Origin of the sequence: Micromonospora sp. NPDC047187 (assembly GCF_040643355.1) — a bacterium.
Taxonomy (GTDB): Bacteria; Actinomycetota; Actinomycetes; order Mycobacteriales; family Micromonosporaceae; genus Micromonospora; species Micromonospora salmantinae.
Map to the genome: position 1 here is coordinate 176,875 of NZ_JBEYUF010000004.1, position 23,897 is coordinate 200,771.

General features: G+C 69.7%; 21 protein-coding genes and 2 tRNA genes. 11 read left to right on the plus strand and 12 right to left on the minus strand.

The genetic code is table 11. The features are described from left to right. Positions 1–61: 61 nt before the first annotated feature. The 6 genes from ABZ794_RS10040 to gyrB form a co-directional block, all read right to left on the minus strand. Positions 62–137, minus strand: a tRNA-Ala gene (locus tag ABZ794_RS10040). 37 nt (positions 138–174) lie between these two features. Then, complete coding sequence (locus ABZ794_RS10045; protein WP_209444550.1) at positions 175–303, minus strand: DLW-39 family protein; 129 nt, start codon at positions 301–303, stop codon at positions 175–177. A gap of 42 nt (positions 304–345) precedes the next feature. After that, positions 346–419, minus strand: a tRNA-Ile gene (locus tag ABZ794_RS10050). Positions 420–570: 151 nt separating this feature from the next. After that, positions 571–1,485: a DUF3566 domain-containing protein gene (locus tag ABZ794_RS10055; RefSeq protein ID WP_210782118.1), complete on the minus strand. Its 915-nt coding sequence runs from the start codon at positions 1,483–1,485 to the stop codon at positions 571–573. 4 nt (positions 1,486–1,489) lie between these two features. Continuing rightward, on the minus strand, positions 1,490–4,012 hold the full coding sequence (gene gyrA / locus ABZ794_RS10060; RefSeq protein WP_210782116.1) for a DNA gyrase subunit A: 2,523 nt from the start codon (positions 4,010–4,012) through the stop codon (positions 1,490–1,492). Positions 4,013–4,142: 130 nt separating this feature from the next. Continuing rightward, complete coding sequence (gyrB, locus tag ABZ794_RS10065) at positions 4,143–6,089, minus strand: DNA topoisomerase (ATP-hydrolyzing) subunit B (protein WP_210782114.1); 1,947 nt, start codon at positions 6,087–6,089, stop codon at positions 4,143–4,145. 521 nt (positions 6,090–6,610) lie between these two features. Here gyrB and ABZ794_RS10070 point away from each other — a divergent pair. Beyond that, positions 6,611–7,165, plus strand: a complete 555-nt coding sequence (locus tag ABZ794_RS10070; protein WP_210782112.1) for a hypothetical protein — start codon at positions 6,611–6,613, stop codon at positions 7,163–7,165. On the opposite strand, the gene ABZ794_RS10075 is transcribed toward ABZ794_RS10070, so the two are convergent. Continuing rightward, positions 7,150–7,638 carry a MarR family transcriptional regulator gene (locus tag ABZ794_RS10075; protein ID WP_210782105.1) on the minus strand — a complete coding sequence of 163 codons (489 nt, stop codon included), beginning with the start codon at positions 7,636–7,638 and terminating at the stop codon, positions 7,150–7,152. The genes ABZ794_RS10070 and ABZ794_RS10075 overlap by 16 nt on opposite strands. Positions 7,639–7,763: 125 nt before the next feature. Here ABZ794_RS10075 and ABZ794_RS10080 point away from each other — a divergent pair, with 125 nt between their 5' ends. Then, on the plus strand, positions 7,764–7,991 hold the full coding sequence (locus tag ABZ794_RS10080) for a hypothetical protein (RefSeq protein WP_210782103.1): 228 nt from the start codon (positions 7,764–7,766) through the stop codon (positions 7,989–7,991). Between the two features lie 8 nt (positions 7,992–7,999). Here ABZ794_RS10080 and ABZ794_RS10085 read toward each other — a convergent pair whose 3' ends face one another. The 5 genes from ABZ794_RS10085 to dnaA all read right to left on the minus strand — a co-directional run bounded on the left by ABZ794_RS10085 (position 8,000) and on the right by dnaA (position 14,391). After that, positions 8,000–8,614, minus strand: a complete 615-nt coding sequence (locus ABZ794_RS10085) for a DciA family protein (RefSeq protein WP_210782101.1) — start codon at positions 8,612–8,614, stop codon at positions 8,000–8,002. Next, positions 8,604–9,737 (minus strand): DNA replication/repair protein RecF, encoded by a 1,134-nt coding sequence (gene recF / locus ABZ794_RS10090; protein ID WP_210782099.1) that lies wholly within the window; start codon positions 9,735–9,737, stop codon positions 8,604–8,606. Before recF ends, ABZ794_RS10085 begins: the two co-directional genes overlap by 11 nt. 16 nt (positions 9,738–9,753) lie before the next feature. Next, positions 9,754–10,626 (minus strand): phosphogluconate dehydrogenase (NAD(+)-dependent, decarboxylating), encoded by an 873-nt coding sequence (gnd, locus tag ABZ794_RS10095; RefSeq protein ID WP_091396544.1) that lies wholly within the window; start codon positions 10,624–10,626, stop codon positions 9,754–9,756. A 40-nt stretch (positions 10,627–10,666) separates the two neighbouring features. Beyond that, the gene (dnaN, locus tag ABZ794_RS10100) at positions 10,667–11,800 is read right to left on the minus strand and encodes a DNA polymerase III subunit beta (RefSeq protein ID WP_210782097.1); all 1,134 of its coding nucleotides are present in this window, start codon (positions 11,798–11,800) and stop codon (positions 10,667–10,669) included. Between the two features lie 776 nt (positions 11,801–12,576). Next, complete coding sequence (gene dnaA, locus ABZ794_RS10105) at positions 12,577–14,391, minus strand: chromosomal replication initiator protein DnaA (protein ID WP_357515300.1); 1,815 nt, start codon at positions 14,389–14,391, stop codon at positions 12,577–12,579. A gap of 626 nt (positions 14,392–15,017) precedes the next feature. Between dnaA and rpmH the strand changes: the two genes are divergently transcribed. The 9 genes from rpmH to ABZ794_RS10150 all read left to right on the plus strand — a co-directional run bounded on the left by rpmH (position 15,018) and on the right by ABZ794_RS10150 (position 23,851). Beyond that, positions 15,018–15,155 (plus strand): 50S ribosomal protein L34, encoded by a 138-nt coding sequence (gene rpmH, locus ABZ794_RS10110; protein WP_007453904.1) that lies wholly within the window; start codon positions 15,018–15,020, stop codon positions 15,153–15,155. Between the two features lie 34 nt (positions 15,156–15,189). Continuing rightward, entirely contained in the window at positions 15,190–15,606 is a 417-nt protein-coding gene (gene rnpA / locus ABZ794_RS10115; protein ID WP_210782095.1) for a ribonuclease P protein component, read from the plus strand. After that, on the plus strand, positions 15,603–15,899 hold the full coding sequence (gene yidD / locus ABZ794_RS10120) for a membrane protein insertion efficiency factor YidD (RefSeq protein WP_091396555.1): 297 nt from the start codon (positions 15,603–15,605) through the stop codon (positions 15,897–15,899). The genes rnpA and yidD overlap by 4 nt, the downstream gene beginning before the upstream one ends. A 2-nt stretch (positions 15,900–15,901) precedes the next feature. Beyond that, positions 15,902–16,891 carry a membrane protein insertase YidC gene (gene yidC, locus ABZ794_RS10125; protein ID WP_357515302.1) on the plus strand — a complete coding sequence of 330 codons (990 nt, stop codon included), beginning with the start codon at positions 15,902–15,904 and terminating at the stop codon, positions 16,889–16,891. Between the two features lie 212 nt (positions 16,892–17,103). Then, positions 17,104–17,721, plus strand: coding sequence for a R3H domain-containing nucleic acid-binding protein (locus ABZ794_RS10130; protein WP_210782093.1), 618 nt, complete (start codon positions 17,104–17,106; stop codon positions 17,719–17,721). Between the two features lie 148 nt (positions 17,722–17,869). Then, entirely contained in the window at positions 17,870–18,580 is a 711-nt protein-coding gene (gene rsmG, locus ABZ794_RS10135) for a 16S rRNA (guanine(527)-N(7))-methyltransferase RsmG (RefSeq protein ID WP_357515304.1), read from the plus strand. Between the two features lie 256 nt (positions 18,581–18,836). Beyond that, positions 18,837–20,162 (plus strand): AAA family ATPase, encoded by a 1,326-nt coding sequence (locus ABZ794_RS10140; protein ID WP_307850481.1) that lies wholly within the window; start codon positions 18,837–18,839, stop codon positions 20,160–20,162. 27 nt (positions 20,163–20,189) lie between these two features. Continuing rightward, positions 20,190–21,206 carry a ParB/RepB/Spo0J family partition protein gene (locus ABZ794_RS10145; RefSeq protein WP_357515101.1) on the plus strand — a complete coding sequence of 339 codons (1,017 nt, stop codon included), beginning with the start codon at positions 20,190–20,192 and terminating at the stop codon, positions 21,204–21,206. A gap of 1,424 nt (positions 21,207–22,630) precedes the next feature. Then, positions 22,631–23,851, plus strand: coding sequence for a hypothetical protein (locus ABZ794_RS10150; RefSeq protein WP_357515103.1), 1,221 nt, complete (start codon positions 22,631–22,633; stop codon positions 23,849–23,851). Positions 23,852–23,897: the final 46 nt, after the last annotated feature.

Genomic DNA, 23,897 nt, shown 5'->3' on the forward strand with positions numbered 1-23,897 from the left:
AGGAGGGGACGGCGTGACCGGCTTGGCTGTACTCGGGACCGAGATCAACCGGGGAAAGTGCTGGTGGAGCCCAGGGGACTCGAACCCCTAACCCCTGCCTTGCAAAGGCAGTGCTCTGCCAGTTGAGCTAGGGCCCCGCGAATTGCGCGGCGATTGCCGCGCGTTGCGAGAGCGTCAGCGCAGGTCGGGCGCGGTGGTCGCCTCGTGCCACAGGGCACGCTCGTCGTTCGACGCCTTGATCTTGTTGAACACGACGGCGGCCACACCGACGACGCCAGCCAGAATCAGCAGCTTCTTGAACATGGGGCGACCCCTCGCGCTCGACTACCGTCGGACGACATGCGGTGGGGCTAGATGGAATCGAACCATCGACCTCAGAGTTATCAGCTCTGCGCTCTAACCGACTGAGCTATAGCCCCGCGTTGCGACGAGCAAGATTAACCCATCCGCTCCGCCGGCCCCAAATCGGGGTCCGAGCTTGCGAGCCAGGCTCGTCGCCGCCTGCAAAACCTACCCGAGTACGGGACGCCGGAGCGACCGCTTTCCGCGGTGCCCCGGCGTCCCGGTCACTCAGTCCCGCTCGGCGAGGGTCAGCTCGATCCCGCCGACCAGGTCGGCGCAGACGTTGTAGACGAACGCGCCAAGGGTGGCCAGCGCGGTGAACAGCACCACGTTGACCAGGCCGATCAGCGCCGAGCTGAGAATCACGCCCTTGGCGGTGATCTGGAAGCCGCTGGTGCTCTGCCCACCGCCGGCGTTGACCAGATCACTCAGGCTCTCGTTGACGCTCTGGAACACACCCATCGCGTCCAGCGCCAGATAGAGCACCGAGGTGGCGACCACCACGACGATGAAGAGCACCACCGACACCGCGAATGCGAACTTCATCACGGACCACGGGTCGATCCGCTTGAGGTTCAGCCGGGCCCGACGCGGTCCGCGGGAGGCGGCCGAGCTGACCGACGTACGCGCCGCACGCACCGCGTCACCGACGCGGGCCGCACCGACGGCGGACGCGTTGCCGATCCCCGGTGGCAGGCCACCACCGCTGGCCGGGCGGCCGGCAGCGGCGGCCGTACGCGTCGCGTCCGACTGGGGCTGGGTCATCCCGGGTGTGATCCGCGGCTGGGTGCCGGTGGAACCGGTTGACGCGGCCTGACCGGGCCGGAGACCGATCGGCTGGGTGGTGGCCGGACGTGCCGAGGGCGCCGCTGCCGGAGCCGGAGGATTGGCGGCGGCCGACGTCGGCGCCTCGGCGCTGGGCGCCTCGGTTTTGTCGCCGGACTCGCCACCTTCGCCCGGCTGCTCCGGCGGGGGTGTCATACCTGGAGCCCTGGTGAACTTCGGGGCAGGCGCGTCGGCGGGGACCGTCGCCCGGCCCACGGCCGCGCGGCCGGTCGCTGGTGTGCCGCCCTTGGCGGCCTCCTCGTCGACCGGTTTGGCCGAGGTCCCCGAGTTCCCCGACTTCGCCTGTGTCTCCGTCATTCAACTAGTCCTGTTCGTCAGGCTCGTCGGCATTGCGAGCAATCGCCACGATAGTCACGCCGTCCGGGAGGTCCATCAGCTTGACCCCCATTGTGTTCCGGTCACGCGTACGCCGTACAGGCTTCACCGGAGTCCGAATGACACCACCGTTGCTGGTGATCGCGAACAGCTCGTCGTCCGGATCGATCACCACCGCGCCAACCAGACCACCGCGCCGTTCGGTGATCTTTGCAGTCAACACGCCCTTACCTCCCCGGCCCTGCACCGGGTATTCCTCGATCGGGGTCCGCTTCGCGTATCCCCCGTTCGTGGCCACCAGAACGTCCAAACCTTCCCGCACGACTTCCATGGCGAGCAGGACGTCGTCGTCCGTGAAGCGCATGCCGATGACGCCCGAGGTGGCCCGGCCCATCGGCCGCAACGCCTCGTCCGAGGCGTTGAACCGGATCGCCTGTGCCTTCTTCGAGACCAGCAGCAGATCGTTCTCCGGCGCAACCAGCGCAGCACCGACCAGCTCGTCCTCATCGCGCAGGTTGATCGCGATGATGCCGCCGGAACGGTTGGAGTCGAACTCCTCGAGCCGCGTCTTCTTCACCAGGCCGTTCTTCGTGGCCAGTACCAGATAGGGGGCTACCTGGTAGTTCGGGATCTCAATGATCTGCGCGATCTGCTCGTCGGGTAGGAAGGCGAGCAGATTGGCCACGTGTTGGCCCTTGGCTACCCTACTGGCCTCCGGCAACTCGTACGCCTTGGCCCGGTAGACGCGGCCCTTGTTCGTGAGGAACAAGATCCAGTCGTGGGTCGAGCAGACGAAGAAGTGGCTGACGATGTCGTCCTGCCGCAGCGTGGCGCCACTGACGCCCTTACCGCCGCGCCGCTGCGAGCGGTACAGATCGACCTTGGTCCGCTTGGCGTACCCGGTGCGGGTGATCGTGACGACCACGTCCTCGCGGGCGATGAGGTCCTCCATCGAGACCTCGCCGTCGAACGGGATGATCTGCGTCCGGCGGTCGTCGCCCCACTTGGTGACGATCTCGCCCAGCTCGTCCGAGACGATCTTCCGCTGCCGCTCGGGCTTGGCGAGGATGTCCTTGAGGTCGGCGATCTCGATCTCGAGCTTCGCCAGGTCGTCGATGATCCGCTGCCGCTCCAGGGCGGCGAGCCGGCGCAGCTGCATGTCCAGGATCGCTGTCGCCTGGATCTCGTCGATCTCCAGCAGCCGGATCAGGCCCTGCCGGGCGTCGTCCACTGTCGGAGAGCGCCGAATCAGGGCGATCACCTCGTCCAGCGCGTCCAGCGCCTTGCCCAGGCCGCGCAGGATGTGTGCCCGCTCCTCGGCCTTGCGCAGCCGGAACGCGGTCCGCCGGCGGATCACGTCGATCTGGTGCTCGACGTAGTAGCGGAGGAACTGGGCCAGGTTGAGCGTGCGCGGCACCCCGTCGACCAGGGCCAGCATGTTGGCGCCGAAGGTCTCCTGAAGCTGGGTGTGCTTGTAGAGGTTGTTCAGCACGACCTTCGCGACCGCGTCGCGCTTGAGCACCAGGACGATCCGCATGCCGGTACGACCGGAGGACTCGTCGCGGATGTCGGCGATGCCGGCGAGCTTGCCCTCCTTGATCAGCTCGGCGATCCGCTCGGCGAGGTTGTCCGGGTTGACCTGGTAGGGCAGCTCGCTGACGACCAGGCAGGGGCGGCCCCGCTTGTCCTCCTCGACCTCCACCACGGCGCGCATCCGGATCGAGCCGCGACCGGTGCGGTACGCGTCCTGGATCGCTGTGGTGCCGACGATCAGGCCGTGGGTCGGGAAGTCCGGGCCCTTGACGATGCCGAGCAGGGCTTCGAGGGTGGTCTCCTCGTCCTCCTCCGGGTGCTCCAGGCACCACTGCACCGCCGCGCCGATCTCCCGCAGGTTGTGTGGCGGGATCTTGGTGGCCATGCCGACCGCGATGCCCTCGGAGCCGTTCACCAGGAGGTTGGGGATCCGCGACGGCAGGATGGTGGGCTCCTTGGCCCGGCCGTCGTAGTTGTCCTGCAGGTCGACGGTGTCCTCGTCGATGTCCCGCAGCATCTCCATGGCGAGGGGGTCGAGCTTGCACTCGGTGTATCGCATGGCGGCGGCCGGGTCGTTACCCGGCGAGCCGAAGTTGCCGTTGCCGTCGACCAGCGGGTAGCGCAGCGACCAGGACTGCGCCATCCGGACCAGCGCGTCGTAGATCGCCGAGTCGCCGTGCGGGTGGAACTGACCCATCACGTCACCGACGACACGGGAGCACTTCACGTAGCCGCGGTCCGGACGGTAGCCGGAGTCGAACATCGCGTAGAGGATCTTGCGGTGGACCGGCTTGAGGCCGTCCCGGACGTCCGGCAGCGCGCGACCGACGATGACGCTCATCGCGTAGTCGAGGTAGGAGCGCTGCATCTCCACCTCGAGCCCGACCGGTTCGATCCGGTCGTGCGCGACCACCGCGGCGATGGCCTCGGCGGGAACCTCGGGCTCGTTCGGTGTGGACTCGGGAGAATCGGTCACTGTATACCCTTATCAGACTCAGAGTCGTTTTCGTGCTGTGGATAACGGCTGTGGATACCGGCCAAGCTGTGGATAACTCTGTGGACCGCCGGATCGGCCGGGCAGTGCCCGGCCGATCCACAGCAGTCCGTCAGATGTCCAGGAACCGCACGTCCTTGGCGTTGCGCTGAATGAACGACCGGCGCGCCTCGACGTCCTCACCCATCAGCACACTGAACAACTCGTCGGCGGTCGCCGCGTCGTCGAGAGTGACCTGACGCAGCGTACGCGTCGCCGGGTTCATGGTGGTTTCCCACAGCTCGGGGTAGTTCATCTCGCCGAGGCCCTTGAAGCGCTGAATGTCGTCCGGCTTGGCGTTCGGCTTCTTCTGCTGGCGCAGCACGATCAGACCGTCCCGCTCGCGGTCGGAGTACGCGTACTGGGCGTCGTCGCCCTTCTTGTTCCACTTGATCTTGTAGAGGGGCGGGGCGGCCAGGTAGACGTGCCCCATCTCGACCAGCGGACGCATGAAGCGGAACAGCAGGGTGAGCAGCAGCGTCTGGATGTGCTGGCCGTCGACGTCCGCGTCGGCCATCAGCACCACCTTGTGGTACCGCAGCTTCTCCATGTCGAAGTCGTCGTGGATGCCGGTGCCCAGCGCGGTGATCAGCGCCTGGACCTCGTTGTTCTTCAGCACCCGGTCGATCCGGGCCTTCTCCACGTTGAGGATCTTGCCGCGGATCGGCAGGATCGCCTGGGTCCGTGGGTCGCGACCCTGCTTGGCCGAGCCGCCGGCCGAGTCACCCTCGACGATGAACACCTCGGACTCGCGGGGGTCGGTCGACTGGCAGTCGGCCAGCTTGCCCGGCATCGAGCCGGACTCCAGCAGCGACTTGCGCCGGGCCAGCTTGCGCGCCTGCTGGGCGGCGATCCGGGCGCGTGCCGCCTGGGACGCCTTCGTGATGATCATCTTGGCCTCGGCCGGGTTGCGGTCGAACCAGTCGACCAGCCGGTCGTTGCAGACCCGCTGCACGAAGCTCTTCACCGGGGTGTTGCCCAGCTTGGTCTTGGTCTGACCCTCGAACTGCGGGTTGGCCAGCTTGACCGAGATGATCGCCGCGAGCCCTTCGCGGATGTCCTCGCCGGAGAGCTTCTCGTCGCCCTTGAGGAGCTTCTTGTCGGTGCCGTACCGGTTGACCACGCTGGTCAGCGCGGACCGGAAGCCCTCCTCGTGGGTGCCGCCCTCGTGGGTGTTGATCGTGTTGGCGAAGGTGTAGACCGACTCGCCGTACGACTCGTTCCACTGCATGGCGATCTCGAGTGACATGCCCTCCTCTTCGGCCTCGAACTCGACCACTGTCTTGTGGATCGGGCTCTTCGAGGCGTTGAGGTGCCGGACGAAGTCCGCGATGCCGCCCTCGTAGTAGAAGGTGACCTCGCGCTGCCGGCCGTCCTCCTCCTCGGCCACCCGCTCGTCGAGCAGGTGGATGCGCAGGGCGCGGTTGAGGAAGGCCATCTCCTGCAGGCGTCGGTAGATGGTCTGGAAGTCGAAGTCGACGGTCTCGAAGACGTCGGGGTCGGGCCAGAAGGAGACCGCCGAGCCGGTGCGGTCGGTGGCCTCGCCCTTCTCCAGCGGGCTCGGCTTGGAGTTGGTGTAGTGCTGCCGCCACACGTTGCCGGACTTGTGGATCTCGACGAACATCTTGGTGGAGAGCGCGTTCACGACGGAGACACCGACGCCGTGCAGACCGCCGGAGACCGCGTACGCCTTGCCGTCGAACTTGCCGCCCGCGTGCAGGATGGTCAACGCGACCTCGACACCGGGCTTCTTGAGCTTCGGGTGAAGGTCGACGGGGAAACCACGGCCGTTGTCGGTGACCCGGACGCCGCCGTCGGCGAGCAGCACCACGTCGATGGTGTCGCAGTATCCTGCCAGCGCCTCGTCGACAGCGTTGTCGACGACCTCCCAGACGAGGTGGTGCAGACCGCGCTCGCCGGTGGACCCGATGTACATACCGGGCCGCTTGCGAACCGCCTCCAGCCCCTCGAGAACGGTGATCGACTCTGCGCCGTACTCCTGCTTGTCCTGCGCTGCCACCCTCGGCCACTTTCTCGCGTCAGCCGCGCCGGTAGGGCGCGTCGGGCGCGGGTTCGGCGGACAGGACGCGACGTCGGCGCGCGGACCGGCGCCGGAGAACTCCGGACAGCGGGTCGAACGCGCCGGTCGCCGCGGTTGCCCGCGGATCGCGATCGGCTCGACCCGACGTGGAGAATGAATCTGGGGCCACCGGCCCCGTCCCACTCCCGCACCGGGTCTTCGTCTCGCTGTCAATCCTACTGTGCGTGGGGGACAGAACCACCACTCGGCACCCTCAGCGAGGCGGCTGAGAAGTCCATAGCCGGCAGAACCCCGCCGCCCACGACTCCCCCCACACGCCAGGCCCTCATCGCACGCGCCGCCCCGGAACGGGTTGACCCGCTGTCGGGCGGGTCGGGGGTCGCGGCCGAAGCGTCAGTGCCGTACGTTTGCGGCGCCCCGGAACCAGCCTTGATCTTTACCGGTTGGAACCGGGACGATCGACCCGATCGACCCGACACGTGCTCTTTAAGAGGTGACAGATGGGGCTGGACAACGTCGCGGTGCACTGGCCGCGGACCGGCCGCTTCTACGATCCGGTCGCGCCGGCCGAGTTCGTCGACTTCGGCGAGATCGTCGACCTGCCGCGCATCTCCGCGCCGACCGCGGCGTTGGCCGAGCTGATCGCGAAGACCGGCACCATCCGGGCAACCGCGTACACCGAGTTGGTGGATCTGCTTCTCGGCCTCGAAGGTGTGTTGTACGCCACAGACGCCGCCGCCGAGGACGAGGACCCGGTGATCGACCCGGACGGCTGCTCCTGGATCGCGAGCGGCATCGAGCGGTTCGTGGCCGCGCACCGCGCGACCGGCGAGGCGGTCACCTTCGAGTCGGTGAGCATCGTGCTGCGCTCCCTGCTCGGCGACGGTCGGTTGGCCGAGCAGCAGCTGCGCTGGCTGGAGAGCCGGCTCGACGCGCTGCGTGACGAGCGCGGTGACCCGCCGCAGTGGAACTTCACCTGCGCCGAGCTGGGCGTGCTGGCCGCGTTCTACCGGCGCTGCGCCGAGCGCGGGTTCGCCGTCTACGCCGACGCCTGAGCCGCCGCGTCAGTCTCCGCGGCGGCCGGTCGGTTGGCGGCCGAGATCAGCTGCGTGAGCACCGCGTGCAGGTGTTGCAGGTCCTCGACGGGCAGCCCGAGCCGCTGCACGATCGCGGCCGGGATCTGCTCGGCCTGACTCCGCAGCGCTGCACCGCTGGCGGTGAGGGTGACGGCGAGGCTGCGCTCGTCGTTCGGGTCGCGTTCCCGGCGCAGGTAGCCGGCCGCCTCCAGCCGCTTCAGCAGGGGTGACAGCGTGCCCGGGTCGAGCTGGAGCAGGCGACTGAGGTCGCGACCGGACAACGGCGCGTGCTGCCAGAGCGCCAACATCACCAGGTACTGCGGGTGGGTCAGCCCCATCGGCTCCAGCAGCGGCCGGTACACGGCCACCACGCTGCGGGCGGCGACCGAGAGGGCGAAGCAGACCTGCTGCTCCAGGGCCAGCGGGTCGACGCCGTCCGGTCGTTCGCTCATCGGTTGCCCTCTCTCCGCACGGTGACTATCGTACCGATCATTGGTACACCAACCATTGGTGCCCCAAAGGTCTGCTCGTGCGACGGGCGAGAACCGGCGAGGCGACGCGGGGAAGAGGGCGGCAGATGAGCGAGGACGGCGCGGTCACCAGGGCCCCTGGCGAGGGCGGCCGATTGATGCGTTGGGCCTTCCGGCACCTCGCCGGCCCGGCCGAGGGTGTGCAGGGCGCGGTGCAGGGCGGCTCGGCCGAGGCCCGCGAGGCGTGGAAACGTGACCTGGCCGAGCGCAAACGCTTCACCCGGGAGCAGCGGGAACGCAAGCGGGCAGCCCGCGAGGCCGACCGACGCGGCTGAACGTCGGCTCAGCCGTACGTGTCGCGCGGACCCCGGCCGCGTACCCGGCGCGGGCCCTTCCCCCAGGAGGGCGCGGCCGGGCCGTGAATGTGCAGCTTGCGCACCACGTTGTGCCCGACCTCGCTGGCGATCTGCTTGAGCAGCGAGCCGGCGAGCAGCCGCAGCTGGGTGGCCCAGGCGGTCGAGCGCGCCTCCACTGTCAGCTCGCCGTTCTCCAACTTCACCGGGCGACTGTTCTGCGCGACCTCCGCGCCGACGACCCGCTCCCAGGCGCCGAACACGGTGGCCTCGGCCGCCGGCTGCTGCCAGCCGCGCGCCTTCACCAGCCGGTTCAGCACGGCGCTGAGCGGCTGCGGATCGCGCGGGTCGGGGCCGGGGCCGGAGTAACCGCGCAACCGCCGCCCCGAACCGCCGGCAGCGTCGCCGCCGCCGCCGGGGGTACGCCGGGCGCGGGCCGCCGCCTGCCGTCGGGACAGCGCCGCGTCGAGCACCGCCCGGGCCAGCTCCGGCCCGCTGGCGGCCGCCGCCGACTCACCGCCCGCCGATCCCTCCGCCGCCTTCGGGGTACGCGCAGCCGGGGTGTCGCCAGCCGCTGGCCGATCGGTGCCTGGCTTATCCGACACGGCGTACCGTCCCTTCGCCGACCTGGTAGCGGGTGCCGCGCAGGGCGGCCGGCACGTCCTCGTCCACGGCGCAGGTGACCAGCAGCTGACTCGCCCCGCCGACCAGCTCCGCCAACCGCTCCCGGCGGCCGGTGTCCAACTCCGCGAAGACGTCGTCGAGCACCAGCACCGGCTCGATGCCGTCGGAGCGCAACAGGTCGTACCCGGCCAACCGCAACGCGAGGGCGAACGACCAGGACTCGCCGTGGCTGGCGTACCCCTTGGCTGGCAGTGGGCCGAGGCTCAGCGCCAACTCGTCGCGGTGCGGGCCGACCAGGGTGGTGCCCCGCTCGATCTCGGCGGAGCGGGACGCGGCCAGGGCCGCCGTCAACGCCTCGGCCAGCGCGGCCCGGTCGGTGGTCGGCTCGGCCAGCTCGATCGACGGCCGGTAGGTGATGCTCGCCGCACCCCGACCGGCCGCCACCGCGTCGTACGCCTTCGCCACGTGCGGGGTGAGCGCGGCCACCAGCTCCAGGCGGCCGGCGAGCAGCTCCGCACCGTGCTGGGCCAGGTGGGTGTCCCAGACCGCGAGGGTGCCGAGGTCGCCGCCCCTGGAACCACCGGTCTTGCGGGCCAGGTACGCGGTGCGCAGCAGGGCGTTGCGCTGCTTGACGACCCGCTCGTAGTCGGCCCGCACGCCCGCGAACCGGGGCTGTCGGTTGACCAGCAGGTCGTCCAGGTAGCGGCGGCGCTCGGCCGGATCACCCCGGACCAGCTCAAGATCTTCCGGGGCGAAGAGCACCAGCCGGAGCGCCCCGAGCACGTCCCGGGCCCGCCGCGCCGGTGAGCGGCCCAGTCGGGCCCGGTTGGCCTTGCCGGGCACGATCTCCAGCTCGACCAGGAGCTCGCGGCCGTCGTGCACCACCGCGCAGCGGATCACCGCGGACGTGGCGCCCATCCGGACCAGAGGCGCGTCGGTGGCGACCCGGTGCGAGTCCAGGGTCGCCACGTAGCCCAGCGCCTCGACGAGGTTGGTCTTGCCGACGCCGTTGGCGCCGATCAGGACGTTCGCTCCCGGCTGGAGGTCGACGGCGACCCGCTCGTACGAGCGGAAGTCGACCAGTTCCAGCCGGTGAACGTACACAGGTTGTGGATACCGCTCAGCGCTTGTGGACGGCGTGGCCACCGAACTGCTGACGCAGCGCGGAGACGGCCTTCATGGCGGGCGAGTCGTCCTGCCGCGAGGCGAACCGGGCGAACAGCGAAGCGGTGATGACGTTCAGCGGCACCGCCAGCCGGACCGCCTCGTCGACCGTCCACCGGCCTTCGCCGGTGTCCTCCGTGTAGCCGCTCAGGTCGGCAAGCTCCGGGTCCTCGTCGAGCGCCCGGTCGAGCAGGTCGAGCAGCCAGGAACGGACGACGGTGCCCTCCCGCCAGGACTTGATGACGCCCGGCACGTTGGTCACCAGCTCCGAGGCGGCCATCAGCTCGTAGCCCTCGGCGTAGGCGTGCATCAGGCCGTACTCGATGCCGTTGTGCACCATCTTCGAGTAGTGCCCGGCACCGACGGGGCCGGCGTGCACGAAGCCGAACTCACCCTCCGGCTTGAGCGCGTTGAAGATCGGCATCAGGCGGTCCACGTGCTCCTGGGCGCCGCCGACCATCAGCCCGTAGCCGTTCTGCCGGCCCCAGACGCCACCGGAGACCCCGACGTCCATGTAGCCGATGCCCCGCTGGTTGAGCCGCTCCGCGCGGGGGGCGTCGTCGCTGAAGCGTGAGTTGCCGCCGTCGATGATGATGTCGCCCTCGCCGAGCACCTCGGCGAGCTCGTCGATCGTGGCGTCGGTGACACCGGCGGGCACCATGACCCAGACCGCGCGCGGCGACTCAAGCTTCTCTGCCAGGCCGGCGATGGTCGTGACGTCGCTGATCTGCGCGTTGTGGTCGAAGCCGACCACCTCGTGCCCGGCCGAACGCAACCGCTCCCGCATGTTGCCGCCCATACGGCCGAGTCCTACCAGGCCGAGCTGCATGTGTTTCTACCTCCGTGGATCTGGGTGTTGCTGGGCGCGATCAGCGCGAGACGCGGATCGGCATGATGAGGTACCGGTACCCCGGAATGACCTCGCCATCCTCGCCGGCGGGAGAGATCACCGCGGGCTTGAAGGCGTCGACGAACGAGAGCACGGCCGTCTGAGCGCCCAGGTTTGCCAGACCGTCGATGAGGTACTGCGGGTTGAAGCCGATGGTCAGCGGTTCACCGGTGAAGGTGGCCTCCATCGCCTCGCTGGCCCGCGCCTCCTCGGAACCGCCGGCCTCAACCACCAGGCCGTCGGCGCTGAAGCTGAGCAGCACCGGGGTGGTCCGTTCGGCGACCAGCGCGACCCGCTTGACCACCTCGATCAGCGTGCTGACCGGCACCCGGGCCGCGGCGTTGTGCGTGGCCGGGAAGAGCGACCGCACCGGCGGGTAGTTGGCGCCGTCGAGCAGCCGGCTGGTGGTACGTCGGGTGCCGCCGGCGAGGCCGACCATGCCCTCGCCCGCAGCGCCCTGGGCAAGGGCGAGGGTGACCTCGCCGCCCAGCGGGCCGAGGGCCTTGGCGGTGTCGTTCAGGGTGCGGGCGGGCACCAGGGCGTTGATGCTCACCTCGGGGTCGTCCGGCCGCCACTGGATCTCGCGCAGCGCCAACCGGTAACGGTCGGTGGCGAGCATCGACAGGGTGTCGCCAGACAGCTCGACGCGGACACCGGTCATCATCGGCAGCGTCTCGTCGCGACCGGCGGCGATGGCCACCTGGGCCACCGCGGTGGCGAACGCTGCGGCATCGACAGTGCCGGCGCTCTGCGGCATCTCCGGCAGCGCGGGGTAGTCCTCCACCGGCATGGTGGGCAGCGTGAACCGGGCGCTGCCACAGACCAACTCGAGATGCGCGCCGACCGCGGCGATGTCGACCGGCTTGGCCGGCAACGCCTTGGTGATCTCGGCGAGCAGGCGGCCGGAGACGAGCGCGGCGCCGTCGGCGTCGCCCTGCACCTCGACGGTCACCTGGCTGGAGACCTCGTAGTCAAACCCGGAGACCCGCAGGTTGCCGTCGGTGACGCGGAGCATCACCCCGGCGAGCACCGGTACGGATGGCCGGTTGGGCAGGCTCTTCGCGGTCCACGCCACAGCCTCGGCGAGCGCGTCGCGCTCCACTCGGAACTTCATCAATGCCTCCGCGTCGACGTCAGCGACAACTCTCTCATGCCGACCGCTGCCTACCGTCCCGCCCGACCGTGCGGGTACCCATCGCACCTTAGGGCGCGGGGACATCGGCTGTGCGCCCGACCCCATGGATCGTGTCGATGCTGACCGGCTGATCCGACAGCGTTCGGCCCGATCCACAGAAAGCCCAACGGTGATGATTGGTTTTTGTTCTCTTAGAAGAGATAACTCATCGTCTTCATCGCACCTGTGCAAACTGTGGAAAACCGAGGTCTGCGCAGGTCAGGCAGGTTATCCACCGGTGATTTAGCTGTGGAGAACCGGGGGTACAACCGGCCCGTGTGTCCACAGCCCGGCGACGACGGCCGGTTGTCCACCGTTGTCCACCGGTTGTCCACCGGTAATCCACCGACTTTCTCCCCAAGCCTGTGGATCGCGGGGAAGATCACCATTGCCGTCATCCCCAGAACCTTCAACAGCTCGTACACAGGTTGATGATGATCGGTGGATAACCTGACGGTCGTCCCCAGGCGTCCACAGCTTCGTACACAGGGTTTCTCCACAGCCTGTGGGTAACTGGCGGAGGACGGACCGTAGTTATCCACCGACGGTGGATAACGAGCTGTGGACAACGAGCGGGGATCGAGGCGGTCACGGCCTCAATGCTGTGGTCTCCACCATGTCGAGAGTCCAGCTCACGGACCAAAAAGAACGCCCGACCGGAGATCCGGTCGGGCGTGTCCTGCGGCTGTGCGCCGCCGCGAGGGCCGTCGTACGCCTCAGCTGTTCTGTTTGATCCGGTTGGTCAGCTCGGCGATCTGGTTGTACAGCGAGCGGCGTTCCGCCATCTGCTGACGAATCTTGCGGTCGGCGTGCATCACAGTGGTGTGATCCCGGCCACCGAACGCCTGCCCGATCCGGGGCAGCGACAGCTCGGTCAACTCCCGACACAGGTACATGGCCACCTGGCGGGCGTTGACCAGCACCCGGGACCTGGACTGGCCACGCAGGTCCTCCAGGCTCACCCCGAAGTAGTCAGCGGTCGAGGCCATGATCTGGTCAGCGTTGATCTCCGGACCGGCGCCGTCGGGCATGAAGTCCCGAAGCACCTCCTCGGCCAGCGACAGCTCGACGGTCGACCGGGTCAGGCTGGCGAACGCGGTCACCCGGATCAGCGCGCCCTCCAGCTCCCGGATCGAGTTCGACACCCGGGAGGCGATGAACTCCAACACGTCCGGCGGGGCGTACATCCGCTCCTGCGCCGCCTTCTTCTGCAGGATCGCGATCCGGGTCTCCAGATCCGGCGGCTGGATGTCGGCCAGCAGCCCCCACTCGAACCGGGTTCGCATCCGGTCCTCGAGGGTCGCGAGCTGACGCGGCGACCGGTCGGACGTGATCACGATCTGCTTGTTGGCGTTGTGCAGCGTGTTGAAGGTGTGGAAGAACTCCTCCTGGGTGCGCTCGCGGTTCTCCAGGAACTGGATGTCGTCGATCAACAGGATGTCGACGTCGCGGTAGCGCCGCTGGAACGCGCTGGTCTTGTCGTCCCGGAGCGAGTTGATGAAGTCGTTCGTGAATTCCTCGGTCGAGACGTACCGGACCGAGCGGGCGTTGCCGAGTGTCGTGGCGTAGTGCCCGATGGCGTGCAACAGGTGCGTCTTGCCCAACCCGGAGTGCCCATAGATGAAGAGCGGGTTGTACGCCTTGGCCGGCGACTCCGCCACCGCCACACTCGCCGCGTGGGCGAAGCGGTTGGACGAGCCGATGACGAACGTCTCAAACATGTACTTCGGGTTGAGCCGGTTTCCGCCGGTGTCGGCACCTGGCAACCGACGGTCGTCGCGGCCACCGGCCCGATGGTCCACCGCGCTGCGACCCGGGCCGCTGTCCGTACCGCTGTCCCGAGGCAGCGAACGGATCACGTGCTGGTCGCGTGGCGACGCCGAGTCGTCCCGGTAGCGGGGCTCGTAGGGCCGGGTGTCGGGGCCGGACGGGTCCAGGCGGGCAGCCTGCTCGTCGTAGCCACGCCGGTCCGGACCCGGTCGGGAGGGACGCAGGGGCTCCGCGAAGGCAGCGCTGAACAACGCCTCCTGCCCGTCCCTGCTGGCCGGAATCAACCCCGCGCGATGCCCCTCCACGGACGGCGCTGGCGGCGGACCCGCCGGCGCTGACGGCGGACCCGGATCGGGCGACTGCTCAGGGATCATCGCGTCGGCAGACGGTCGACCGCCCTGGTCGTCGTCGAACGGCGCCATACCGGGGCCGTCGATGTCGAGCTGCCCGGTCTCCGGGGCGCTGCGGTAGACGGTGCCGGCCGGTCGGCCGCTGGCGTCCTCGGCCACCCGAACGGTGACCGCGACCTGAATCGGTCGGCCCAGCCGGCGGGTGAGCGCCTCGGTGATCGCCGGGCGCAGTCGTGACTCGATCACGTCACGGGTGAACGCGTCCGGAACGGAGAGCAGTGCGGTGTCCTCGACGATCGCTCGCAGCCGGGTCAGTCGGAGATAGGCACGCTGCTGGGCGGAGATGATCTCGTCGGCGAGCTCGTCGGTCGCCGCTAACCACACTGCGGCAAGGTCGGTCGTACCGGCCACCGTCGTGCCACCCCCTCGCTTCTGCTCCCGGCCGCCGCTGTCTGCCAGCCGGCCGTCCCGGGCCCGCCGCGTTCGCGGGTGGAACAACACCCACCCGGACGGTCGACCGGTGGTCATCCACAAGTTATCCACAGCCTGTGTATCGACCGATTGTGGCCGCCGCCGGACGCGGGTGGGACCTGCCCCCGCCTGAACGGGCGCTGAAGCGGGTTCACCGTGCCGAACGATTCACTGCCATGTCCGGTCTTGCCTGCGCGACGACCGGAGCTTCCGACGCTCACCGCAATCGGGCACGGTAACAGCGTTGTCCCTGCGCCATCAACCGGCGACGCGGCGGCGCCCTTGTCGGCATCAGCGAAAACCGCCCTTCGGCCTCGGGCGCGTCCCGTTGTCCCCTGCTCGGGGTGTTTGACGGTCATTGCCCCCCTGCGTAGGCTGGAACGGCTGCTTTCTCGCCCTCTGCTAGGGTGATGGGTGCTTGCTGTCCGCGGTCGCATCCCCGCAACACCGAAGTCCCCGCTCCGCCGGACAGCACCGATCGTGGGCCACCGTCGAGGTGGCCTGGACCACCACACGACCCCGGCGATCCCGTCGCGCGGGGCGCGTACGAAAACGGAGAGCCTGACGTGAGCAAGCGCACCTACCAGCCGAACAACCGCCGGCGCGCGAAGACCCACGGCTTCCGGCTGCGCATGCGCACCCGTGCCGGCCGTGCCATCCTGTCGAGCCGTCGCGCCAAGGGTCGCACCACCCTGTCGGCCTGAGCCGACCGGGCCGGTCCAGGGGACGTGGGCAGTCGTGCTGGCCGCCGCACAGCGACTGCGGCGCAGCACTGACTTCGCCGCAGCGGTTCGCGGTGGCCGACGCGCCGGACGTGGCGCCGTCGTGGTCCACCTGACCGTGCCGGCAACCGTCGACCCCAGCACACCGACCTCGCCGGAGCCGGTACGGGACAACAGTGCGGAGCAGTCGTCCGTGCCGTCCCGTGCCGGCTTCGTCGTGTCCAAGGCGGTCGGCAACGCGGTGACCCGTAACCGGGTCCGGCGCCGACTGCGGGCGCTGGTCCGGGAACGGTTGACCGACCTGCCCGACGGCAGCACCCTGGTCGTCCGGGCGCTCCCCGCCGCGGCGCAGGCGTCGTACCCTCGACTCGCCACCGACCTGGACGCCGCCATCGCGGTCGCCAGGTCGCCGCGCGAACGGCGGTCCCGATGAGCGGCACCGAGCAGAGCAGCCCACGGCCGTCGACAACCGGTGCCAAGGTGCTGATCGCGCCCATCATCGCGTACCGTCGGTGGATAAGTCCGGCACTGCCGGCTCGCTGTCGGTTCTACCCGTCGTGCAGTGCGTACGCCCAGGAGGCGGTCGTTCGGCATGGCGCGCTCCGGGGAGCCGTGCTGGCGGCCCGGCGGTTGTTGCGCTGCCACCCCTTTCACCCTGGTGGATATGACCCGGTGCCGGAGCCGGGCGGCCGCCGTCGTGCTGATGTGACTGGAGCCCCGAATTGAGTCTGAGTCTCGACTGGATCTACTACGCGATTTCGTGGATCCTGCTGACCTGGCACTCTGCCTGGGACGCCATCGGGGTGCCCGTCGGCGCGGTGATCGGCACCAACTTCGCCTGGATCCTGGCCATCATCTTCCTGGTGGTCACCGTCCGGGTCATCCTGTTCCCGGTCTTCGTCAAGCAGATCAAGTCGCAGCGGGCGATGCAGGCGCTCCAGCCCAAGGTCAAGGAGCTTCAGGAGAAGCACAAGGGTGACCGGGAGACGCTCCAGAAAGAAATGATGGAGCTCTACAAGAAGGAGAAGGCCAACCCGCTTATGGGTTGCCTTCCGATGTTCCTTCAGATCCCGGTCTTCCTGGGCCTCTTCCACGTGCTGCGCCGGCTCGACCCGGACAAGCAGAGCAAGACCCTCTACGGCTGGACCGCCGACCAGTTCCAGAGCGCCTCGCAGGCGAAGCTCTTCACCGCCCCGATCGCCGGCAAGTTCGGCTCCACTGCCGACGAGCTGGCCAGCCTCGGCGCCAACGGCAGCACCGTAAAGATCATTGCTGGTGTCCTGGTCCTGGTCATGATCGCCACCACCTACCTGACCAGCCGTCAGATGATCCTCAAGACCGGCTGGGCCGAGGACCCGCAGCAGCGGATGATCCAGCGACTGATGCTCTACGGCATCCCCGCGTCGCTGCTGATCTCCGGCGCGATCTTCCCGATCGGCGTCATCATCTACTGGGTCACCAACAACCTCTTCACCCTCGGCCAGCAGCAGTGGGTGCTGCGGAAGTTCCCGCCGCCGGTGACCGCCAAGAAGGCCGTCACGCCCGCCGCCAGCCGTAACCCGGTGCAGCCTGCCAAGTCCGGTGGCCTGTTCGGTCGTGGCAAGACGGCCCCGCCGGCACCGGTCAAGGCGACCGCGCCCAAGGTGGCCGGGCCGAAGCCGGGCGCCAAGCCCGCAAACAACCCGAAGAAGAGCCGCCCCGCCAAGCGGCAGGGCTGACCTACGAGGGCCGCCGCCGGTGATCCGGCGGCGGCCCGTTCCGCACCGCGCAGCCGCCGTACGGCCGGCGCCGGGCGGAACCGACCGCGCACCGCGCGGCCACGGGCGACACTGCCCGTACAGACGTGCCTGTGGGCACCGGCAACCTCCAGCCGGCCCCGGGAAACCAGTCGGACCCGACGGTCCGGCCGAGCGAGTACGGAGATGAGACCGTGACCGAGACCAGCATCCCCCGCGCCGAGCAGTCCCTGGACGAGGAGGAGACCGCCACGCTCGCGGTGGACGGCGACGACACCGAAGCCGATGACACCGAGGCGGACGACGACACCGACACCGCCGCTGGCACCCGGGTGAAGAAGGCTGTGGGCGAGGGCGACCTGTTCCGGCAGAGCGAGATCGCCGCCGACTACGTCGAAGGACTGCTCGACATCCTCGACTACGACGGCGACATCGACGAGCTGGTCGCCGCCGGCCGTCCGATGGTCGAGGTGGTCGGCGAGCGGCTGCAGAATCTGGTCGGCCAGCGCGGGGCCACCCTGGAGGCCCTCCAGGAGCTGACCCGCCTTGCCGTCTTCCGGCAGACCGGTACGCCGAGCCGTCTGCTGCTCGACGTCGGTGGCTACCGGGCGAACCGCCGTAAGGAACTCGCCGCGGTCGCCAAGAACGCCGTCGAGAAGGTCAAGGAGTACGGCGAGCCGGTCCGCCTGGACGCGATGTCCGCGTTCGAGCGCAAGTGCGTGCACGACGTCGTGAACGCCATGTCCGGCGTGGCGAGCGAGTCCGAGGGTGTGGAGCCGAACCGGCGCATCGTCGTACGGCCGGCGGACTGACCGGGTGACCCACGACGACATCACGGCCGACGCCGTGTCCGGCCCGGGCGGCACGCCGCCCGGGCCGTCCGCTGTCCGCCCCGCCACCGTCGACGCCGATGCCGAATCGACCGGGCGGGACACCTCCCCGTCACCGGCCGACGCGGCGTTGCCGCCCGAGCTGGCTCCGGCCGCGCTGACCCTCTTCGGTGACCGCCTCGACCTGGCCGCCGCGTACGCCGAACTGCTGGCCACCGACGGGGTGGTCCGCGGCCTGATCGGCCCCCGGGAGGCACCCCGGATCTGGGATCGACACCTGCTCAACTGCGCCGCGGTCGCCGAGCGGATCCCGTCCGGCGCGACGGTGCTCGACGTCGGCTCCGGCGCCGGTCTGCCCGGTCTCGTCCTGGCCATCGCCCGCCCCGACCTCACTGTCACCCTGATCGAGCCGCTGGCCCGGCGGACGTCGTTCCTGATCGAGGTCGTCGAGCGACTCGGTCTGGCCAAGTCGGTGCGGGTGTTCCGCGGCCGGGCCGACGAGGCTGCCAGCGGGTCGAGTGGCCGGGAGCCGATCAGCGGAGACGTGGTGACCGCGCGCGCGGTCGCCCCCCTGGATCGGCTCGCGGGCTGGAGCCTTCCCCTGGCGGTTCGCGGCGGTCGGCTGCTGGCGCTCAAGGGCTCGTCCGCCGCCGCCGAGATCGAGGAGCACGCCGAGGTGGTGGCGCGGCTCGGCGGCGGGGAGCCGGCCGTGCAGCTGTGCGGCGTCGGGGTGGTCGACCCGCCCACCACGGTCGTGGAGATCGTGCGCGAGCGGATGATCGGCCCGGCCCGCCCGGCGACCAAGAAACGCGCCCGGGGTGGACGCTCCCGCCGAGGTTGACACTTCGCGCCATCGGGCTTCCGGCCGGTGGGTTGCCTCGTTGTACCGGTACGGATGGACGAGGGGATGAGAACCCGACGTGGACCGGCCGCGCCCGTCCGCCGTAGGCTGACCGCGCGTCGATAGTGTGGAGCGGGTGACGGACGTCGCGGGTTTCCGACCGCTCCCGCGGGCCGTACGCTCCGGGTTGCGGGCGAGGATGCGGCCAAGTTGACCGGGGCGCGGACCGACCATCCGAAGCGGGCAGGGATGACAGGTGCATGACGACGGCAGGTACGACGATCCACGCGTGACCGGGTCGACCAGCGATCCCGTTTCACGTGAAACCGACTACCCGAGCTGGTCGCCCGGCGAGACCGGGCCATCGACCCGACCTAACGACGGCGATCCGCCGGCAGCGCTCGACCCGTCGTCGGGTGCCGGGCGGCCGGAGGGCTCGGCCATTCCGGAGCCGGCGAGTGGTCGTCGGACGCCGGAGGCGTCGAGTCGACCGATCAACGCCGCCGAGGTGCGGTCGACCTCAGGTCGCCGTAACACCGCCGCGGCGGTTCGCTTCGAGCCGGCCGTCCCACACCAACCCACTGCGGCGGCCGTTCGGGACGCCGCGCCGGTGGTCGCCGACGCACCTGTCGCTTCGACCGAGTCGTTGGCCGCCATGGCGGCCGATCCCACGTACGTTTCACGTGAAACCCCGACGCGCGAAGAGGATGACCCACCGTTGGCTATGGAGGCGATGCGCGCCGTGCAGATCCTGAATCCCAGTGGCGAGGTGACCATGCCTCGGCCGGACCGGACCCGGGTCATGTGCGTCGCCAACCAGAAGGGTGGGGTGGGTAAGACCACCACCACCGTCAACCTTGCGGTGGCGCTCGCCCTGCACGGCAACCGGGTGCTCGTGGTCGACCTCGACCCGCAGGGCAACGCCTCGACCGGGCTCAACGTCCCACACCACACCGGAATCCCCGACGTGTACGACTGCCTGATCAACAGCATGCCGCTGGCCGAGGTGGCGCAGGCGGTCGAGGGCATCCCCAACCTCTGGTGCGTTCCCGCGACCATCGACCTGGCCGGTGCGGAGATCGAGCTCGTGTCGGTGGTGGCCCGGGAGTCGCGCCTGGATCGGGCGATCGCCGCCTACCCGGGCGAGTTCGACTACGTCTTCATCGACTGCCCGCCCTCGCTCGGCCTGCTCACGGTCAACGCTCTGGTTGCCGCGCAGGAGGTGCTGATCCCGATCCAGTGCGAGTACTACGCGCTGGAAGGGCTCAACCAGCTGATCAACAACATCAACCTGGTACGCCAGCACCTCAATCCGAAGCTCGATGTCTCCACCATCCTGCTGACCATGTACGACCGTCGCACCCGGTTGGCCGACGCCGTCGAGCAGGACGTCCGGAACCACTTCGGCGACAAGGTTCTCCAGGCGGTCATCCCCCGCAACGTCCGGGTCTCCGAGGCACCGAGCTACGGCCAGTCGGTGATGACCTACGATCCCGGTTCGCGGGGCGCCACGAGTTACTTCGAGGCCGCCCAGGAGATCGCCGAGCGCGGCGTCAAGGAGCCGGTGGGCCGGAATGCGTAGTGCGGACGAGTCGCTGGGAGGCGTGGCATGAAGAACCGTCCTCGGGGCGGTCTGGGTAGGGGCCTGGGGGCGCTGATCCCGACCGGGCCGGCGCCGGCTGCCGCTGGCACCGCGACGGCAGATCCGGAGAGCGAGCACCTGGACGACGCCGGCGCCGTCGCCGTCGCTGCGGTGCCGGCCGGAGCGCCGGTCCGCGAGCCGGAACCCGTGCTGAGCCCGGTGCCCGGTGCTCGATTCGCCGAGATCCCGGTCGACGCGATCATGCCCAACCCGAAGCAGCCCCGCCAGGTCTTCGATGAGGAGGCGCTGGAGGAGCTGAAGACCTCGATCCAGGAGGTCGGCTTCCTCCAGCCCATCGTCGTTCGGCAGCTCGACGACGAGAAGTACGAACTGGTAATGGGCGAGCGGCGCTGGCGGGCCGCCCAGGCGGTGGGGCGGGAGAGCATCCCGGCGATCGTCCGGGACACCCGTGACGACGCGATGCTCCGCGACGCCCTGCTCGAGAACATTCACCGGGCGAACCTGAACCCACTGGAAGAGGCCGCCGCCTACCAGCAACTGCTGGAGGAGTTCGGGGCCACCCACGAGGAGTTGGCCCGCCGGATCGGCCGGAGTCGCCCGCAGATCTCCAACACCATCCGACTGCTGAACCTGCCCGCCCAGGTGCAGCGCCGGGTAGCCGCCGGCATCCTGTCGGCGGGGCACGCCCGAGCCCTGCTGAGCCTCGACGAGGCGGAGGCTCAGGAACAGCTGGCCCTGCGGATCGTGGCCGAGGGACTGTCGGTTCGGGCGACCGAGGAGATCGTGGCCTTGGCCCTCAACGACGGGCCGGCGAAGGGTCAGGCCGCAAAGCGGCGGCCCAAGGCGCACGCGCCGGCCCTGACCGATCTCGCCGATCGGCTGTCCGACCGGTTCGACACCCGCGTGAAGGTGGACATCGGCCGGAGCAAGGGCAAGATCACGATCGAGTTCGCCACGGTGGACGACCTTGAGCGGATCGTCGGGATCATCGGTGTGCAACAGGAGGAGGGCGGGGAGGACTGACCCCGCCCGTCGCCTACGGCCGCGCTACCCGAACGGGGGCGCGGCCGTTCTGCATCCCGGGGTCGTCGCGGTTTCACGTGAAACAGACGGCGGACCTGATTCCGAGATCGGCATGACCCGTGGACCGGCGTCATCCTTGGCTTGCCCCAGTCAACCCGGGGTCGCCGCTCTGGCCGCAGGAGAAGTCGGCGGATGTGGTCGGCGGATGTGGTCGGTCGGTCGCGCTGCCCCGAACGTTCGAAAGCACAATCCGCTCGCGGCTCGCGGCTCGCGGCTCGCGGCTCGCGGCTCGCGGGTTCCGGGTTCCGGCTCCCGCCTTGCGTGGCGGGCGATGGGCGGGGCGGTGGGCGACGAGCCTGGCGTCGCGGGCGGATAGTGGCGGAGCGGATGCAGCGGCGAGCGGCCGGGCACGGTGGCGGGCGACTTGGCGGCGGCCGCTGGGGTGAGTGCGGGCGCTGATGGATCCTCTACGCGCGTCGCAGGAGGCTTCGGGATGGTCCAGTCAACCCGAACCACCCCATGCGCCGATCAAAGCGCCAGCGAGCCGCTCAGTGGCGCGAAACGACATCTCCGTTGTCATCGCACCTCGGCCGAGGCTCCCGACTGCGGTCAATCTGCGGGAGCAGCCTCGCAGCGAACTTGGCGGGAGTCCGCCGAGCCACCAGACCGCCGGACCGCCGGACCGCCGGACCACCGGACCACCAGGCCGCCGGACCACCAGGCCGCCGGAACCGCTGGCCGCTGGACCGCAAGAACTTGGTGTTCGAGCGGAAGACAGCGCAAGCCTGGCCCCGGACCGCAGGATCGCCCTTCGCTGCGCGGCGTCACGGTTTCACGTGAAACCGCGACAGCGACTCGCTGGCACCAGAACCCTGTCGTCGACGGTCAAGCGAAGTCGCCTCCCCGTCTCGGACCCCCCGGCGTCGGTGCTGCGGATCGACCTCGCCGTCCGTCGGCATCCGGGCATCCGGGCCGGGCGGGCCGAGGTCTGCTGACGCGGTCCGAGAACACGGGCCAAGCCGTCACCGCCGACGCGTACCAACGAGCCAGCGGGCGGTCGTCGGCGGCTGAGCACCGCGCCGGCGGTGGCATGTGGCGCCGATCGGAGCCGGCCCGTCCGATCTCGTCTCCAGTGGGCCGTCGAACCCGCCGATTTGGCGGTTCGCGGACAACGACCGACTGGCCAAAAAGTTATCCACACCGGTTGTCCACAGGCACCCCCCGTTTCACGTGAAACAGCGCGTGGGAGCGGGTGCGAGCCTGTGGATGACGGCCTGTGTTCAGGATCTCGGCAGCCTGTGGATATCGCCTCTCGATGCCTGCGCGACCACGCGCACCCGGCCGACGGCGGGTGCCGATCCGGTGGCCCGGGACCGCTCGAACAGGTAGGGACAGCGGTGCCAGACTCGGTTAGGGTCAGCGTCGTGCACGACAACCCTCCCTCAGTCCCGGACTTCACCCAGTGGCCGTCATTTCCCTTCGAGGGTGACCTCCACGTGAAGCAACTCGATGATCCGGTCCCGGTCGAACCGCCCCGGAAGGGCGAGGGTCTCCGGGAATGCACCGCCTGCAACGCACCCGACGACGCCTACATCTGGGTGGGCGAGCGGTGGCGGGTCCGCGCCATGGACCGGCCCACCGGGTTGCCCATGGTGCTCATCCTGGAATCGCGCACCCACCTCGACCTCGGCGACCTGCCGAACCTTCTGGCCGCCGAGCTGGGGGTGATGACCGTACGTCTGGAGCGGGCCATCCGGTCGCTCGACGGCGTGGCACGGGTGCACGTCAATCGCTGGGGCGACGGCTCCGCCCATCTGCACATGTGGTTCCTCGCCCGTCCGTACGGCCGCCTTCAACTGCGGGGCACGTTCCTGTCCCTGTGGGACTCGATCCTGCCGCCGATCTCCGAGGCACAGTGGCGGGAAAATCTGGCGCTCGTCGCGGCCTGGCTCGCCGAGTTCGGTGGCCGCCCGCTCGCCGAGCCGCCCCGCATCCAGTGGCAGGCGCCGTCCAGTCTGCTTGCCCAGTCCGCTGCCGCGGATGCCGCTGCCGCAGCGGAGGCCGCTTCAGCGGCAGCAGCCGGGACGGAGGTGGTCTCGGTCATCGAGGCGGCAGAGGAGATCCCGGAACCGGCGTCGGACTCCACTCCTGATCCGAGCGACGCCGACGGCGGACCCCGGGCCGAACCGGCCGGGGACCCGGACGCCGATGCCGGCTCGACGGCGACCACCGTCACCGACCGCCCGGCTGAACCCGCCCGGTCGGCCACGGTCAGCGGTCCGGCGGCTGAACCCGCTCGGACGGCATCCAACACCAATCTGCCCGGCACCCCGGCCGCCGGCACCCGGGACTCCACCGCCGCAGCATCGGGCAGCGCAGCATCCGGCAGCGCAGCCACGACGGCCACCGACAGACCTCACGTCGTCGGCTCGGCGGAGAAGCCCACCGGCGGGCCCCACGTCGGCCCGGCGAGCGGAAGCGCCGACGAGGCTGATTCCGCCAACCCAGCCGCGTACGACCCGGCCACCGGGGACGCCTCCGGAGAGGCAATCAGCAGGACCGCCCCCGAGAAGCGCGCCGGCACTCCGGGCGCGGTCGCGCGCACCAACGGCAGCGACACACCCGACATACGCGCGACCCACTGATCTGGAACCGACCGTGAGGTTGACCCCGACCGGCCAACCTCATGGT

Coding starts and splice junctions, on each gene's coding strand:
- ABZ794_RS10045 (WP_209444550.1), bottom strand. CDS start 303: ATGTTCAAGAAGCTGCTGATTCTGGCTGGCGTCGTCGGTGTGGCCGCC.
- ABZ794_RS10055 (WP_210782118.1), bottom strand. CDS start 1,485: ATGACGGAGACACAGGCGAAGTCGGGGAACTCGGGGACCTCGGCCAAA.
- ABZ794_RS10070 (WP_210782112.1), top strand. CDS start 6,611: ATGGGGCTGGACAACGTCGCGGTGCACTGGCCGCGGACCGGCCGCTTC.
- ABZ794_RS10075 (WP_210782105.1), bottom strand. CDS start 7,638: ATGAGCGAACGACCGGACGGCGTCGACCCGCTGGCCCTGGAGCAGCAG.
- ABZ794_RS10080 (WP_210782103.1), top strand. CDS start 7,764: ATGAGCGAGGACGGCGCGGTCACCAGGGCCCCTGGCGAGGGCGGCCGA.
- gnd (WP_091396544.1), bottom strand. CDS start 10,626: ATGCAGCTCGGCCTGGTAGGACTCGGCCGTATGGGCGGCAACATGCGG.
- dnaN (WP_210782097.1), bottom strand. CDS start 11,800: ATGAAGTTCCGAGTGGAGCGCGACGCGCTCGCCGAGGCTGTGGCGTGG.
- yidD (WP_091396555.1), top strand. CDS start 15,603: ATGAGCGGCACCGAGCAGAGCAGCCCACGGCCGTCGACAACCGGTGCC.
- ABZ794_RS10145 (WP_357515101.1), top strand. CDS start 20,190: ATGAAGAACCGTCCTCGGGGCGGTCTGGGTAGGGGCCTGGGGGCGCTG.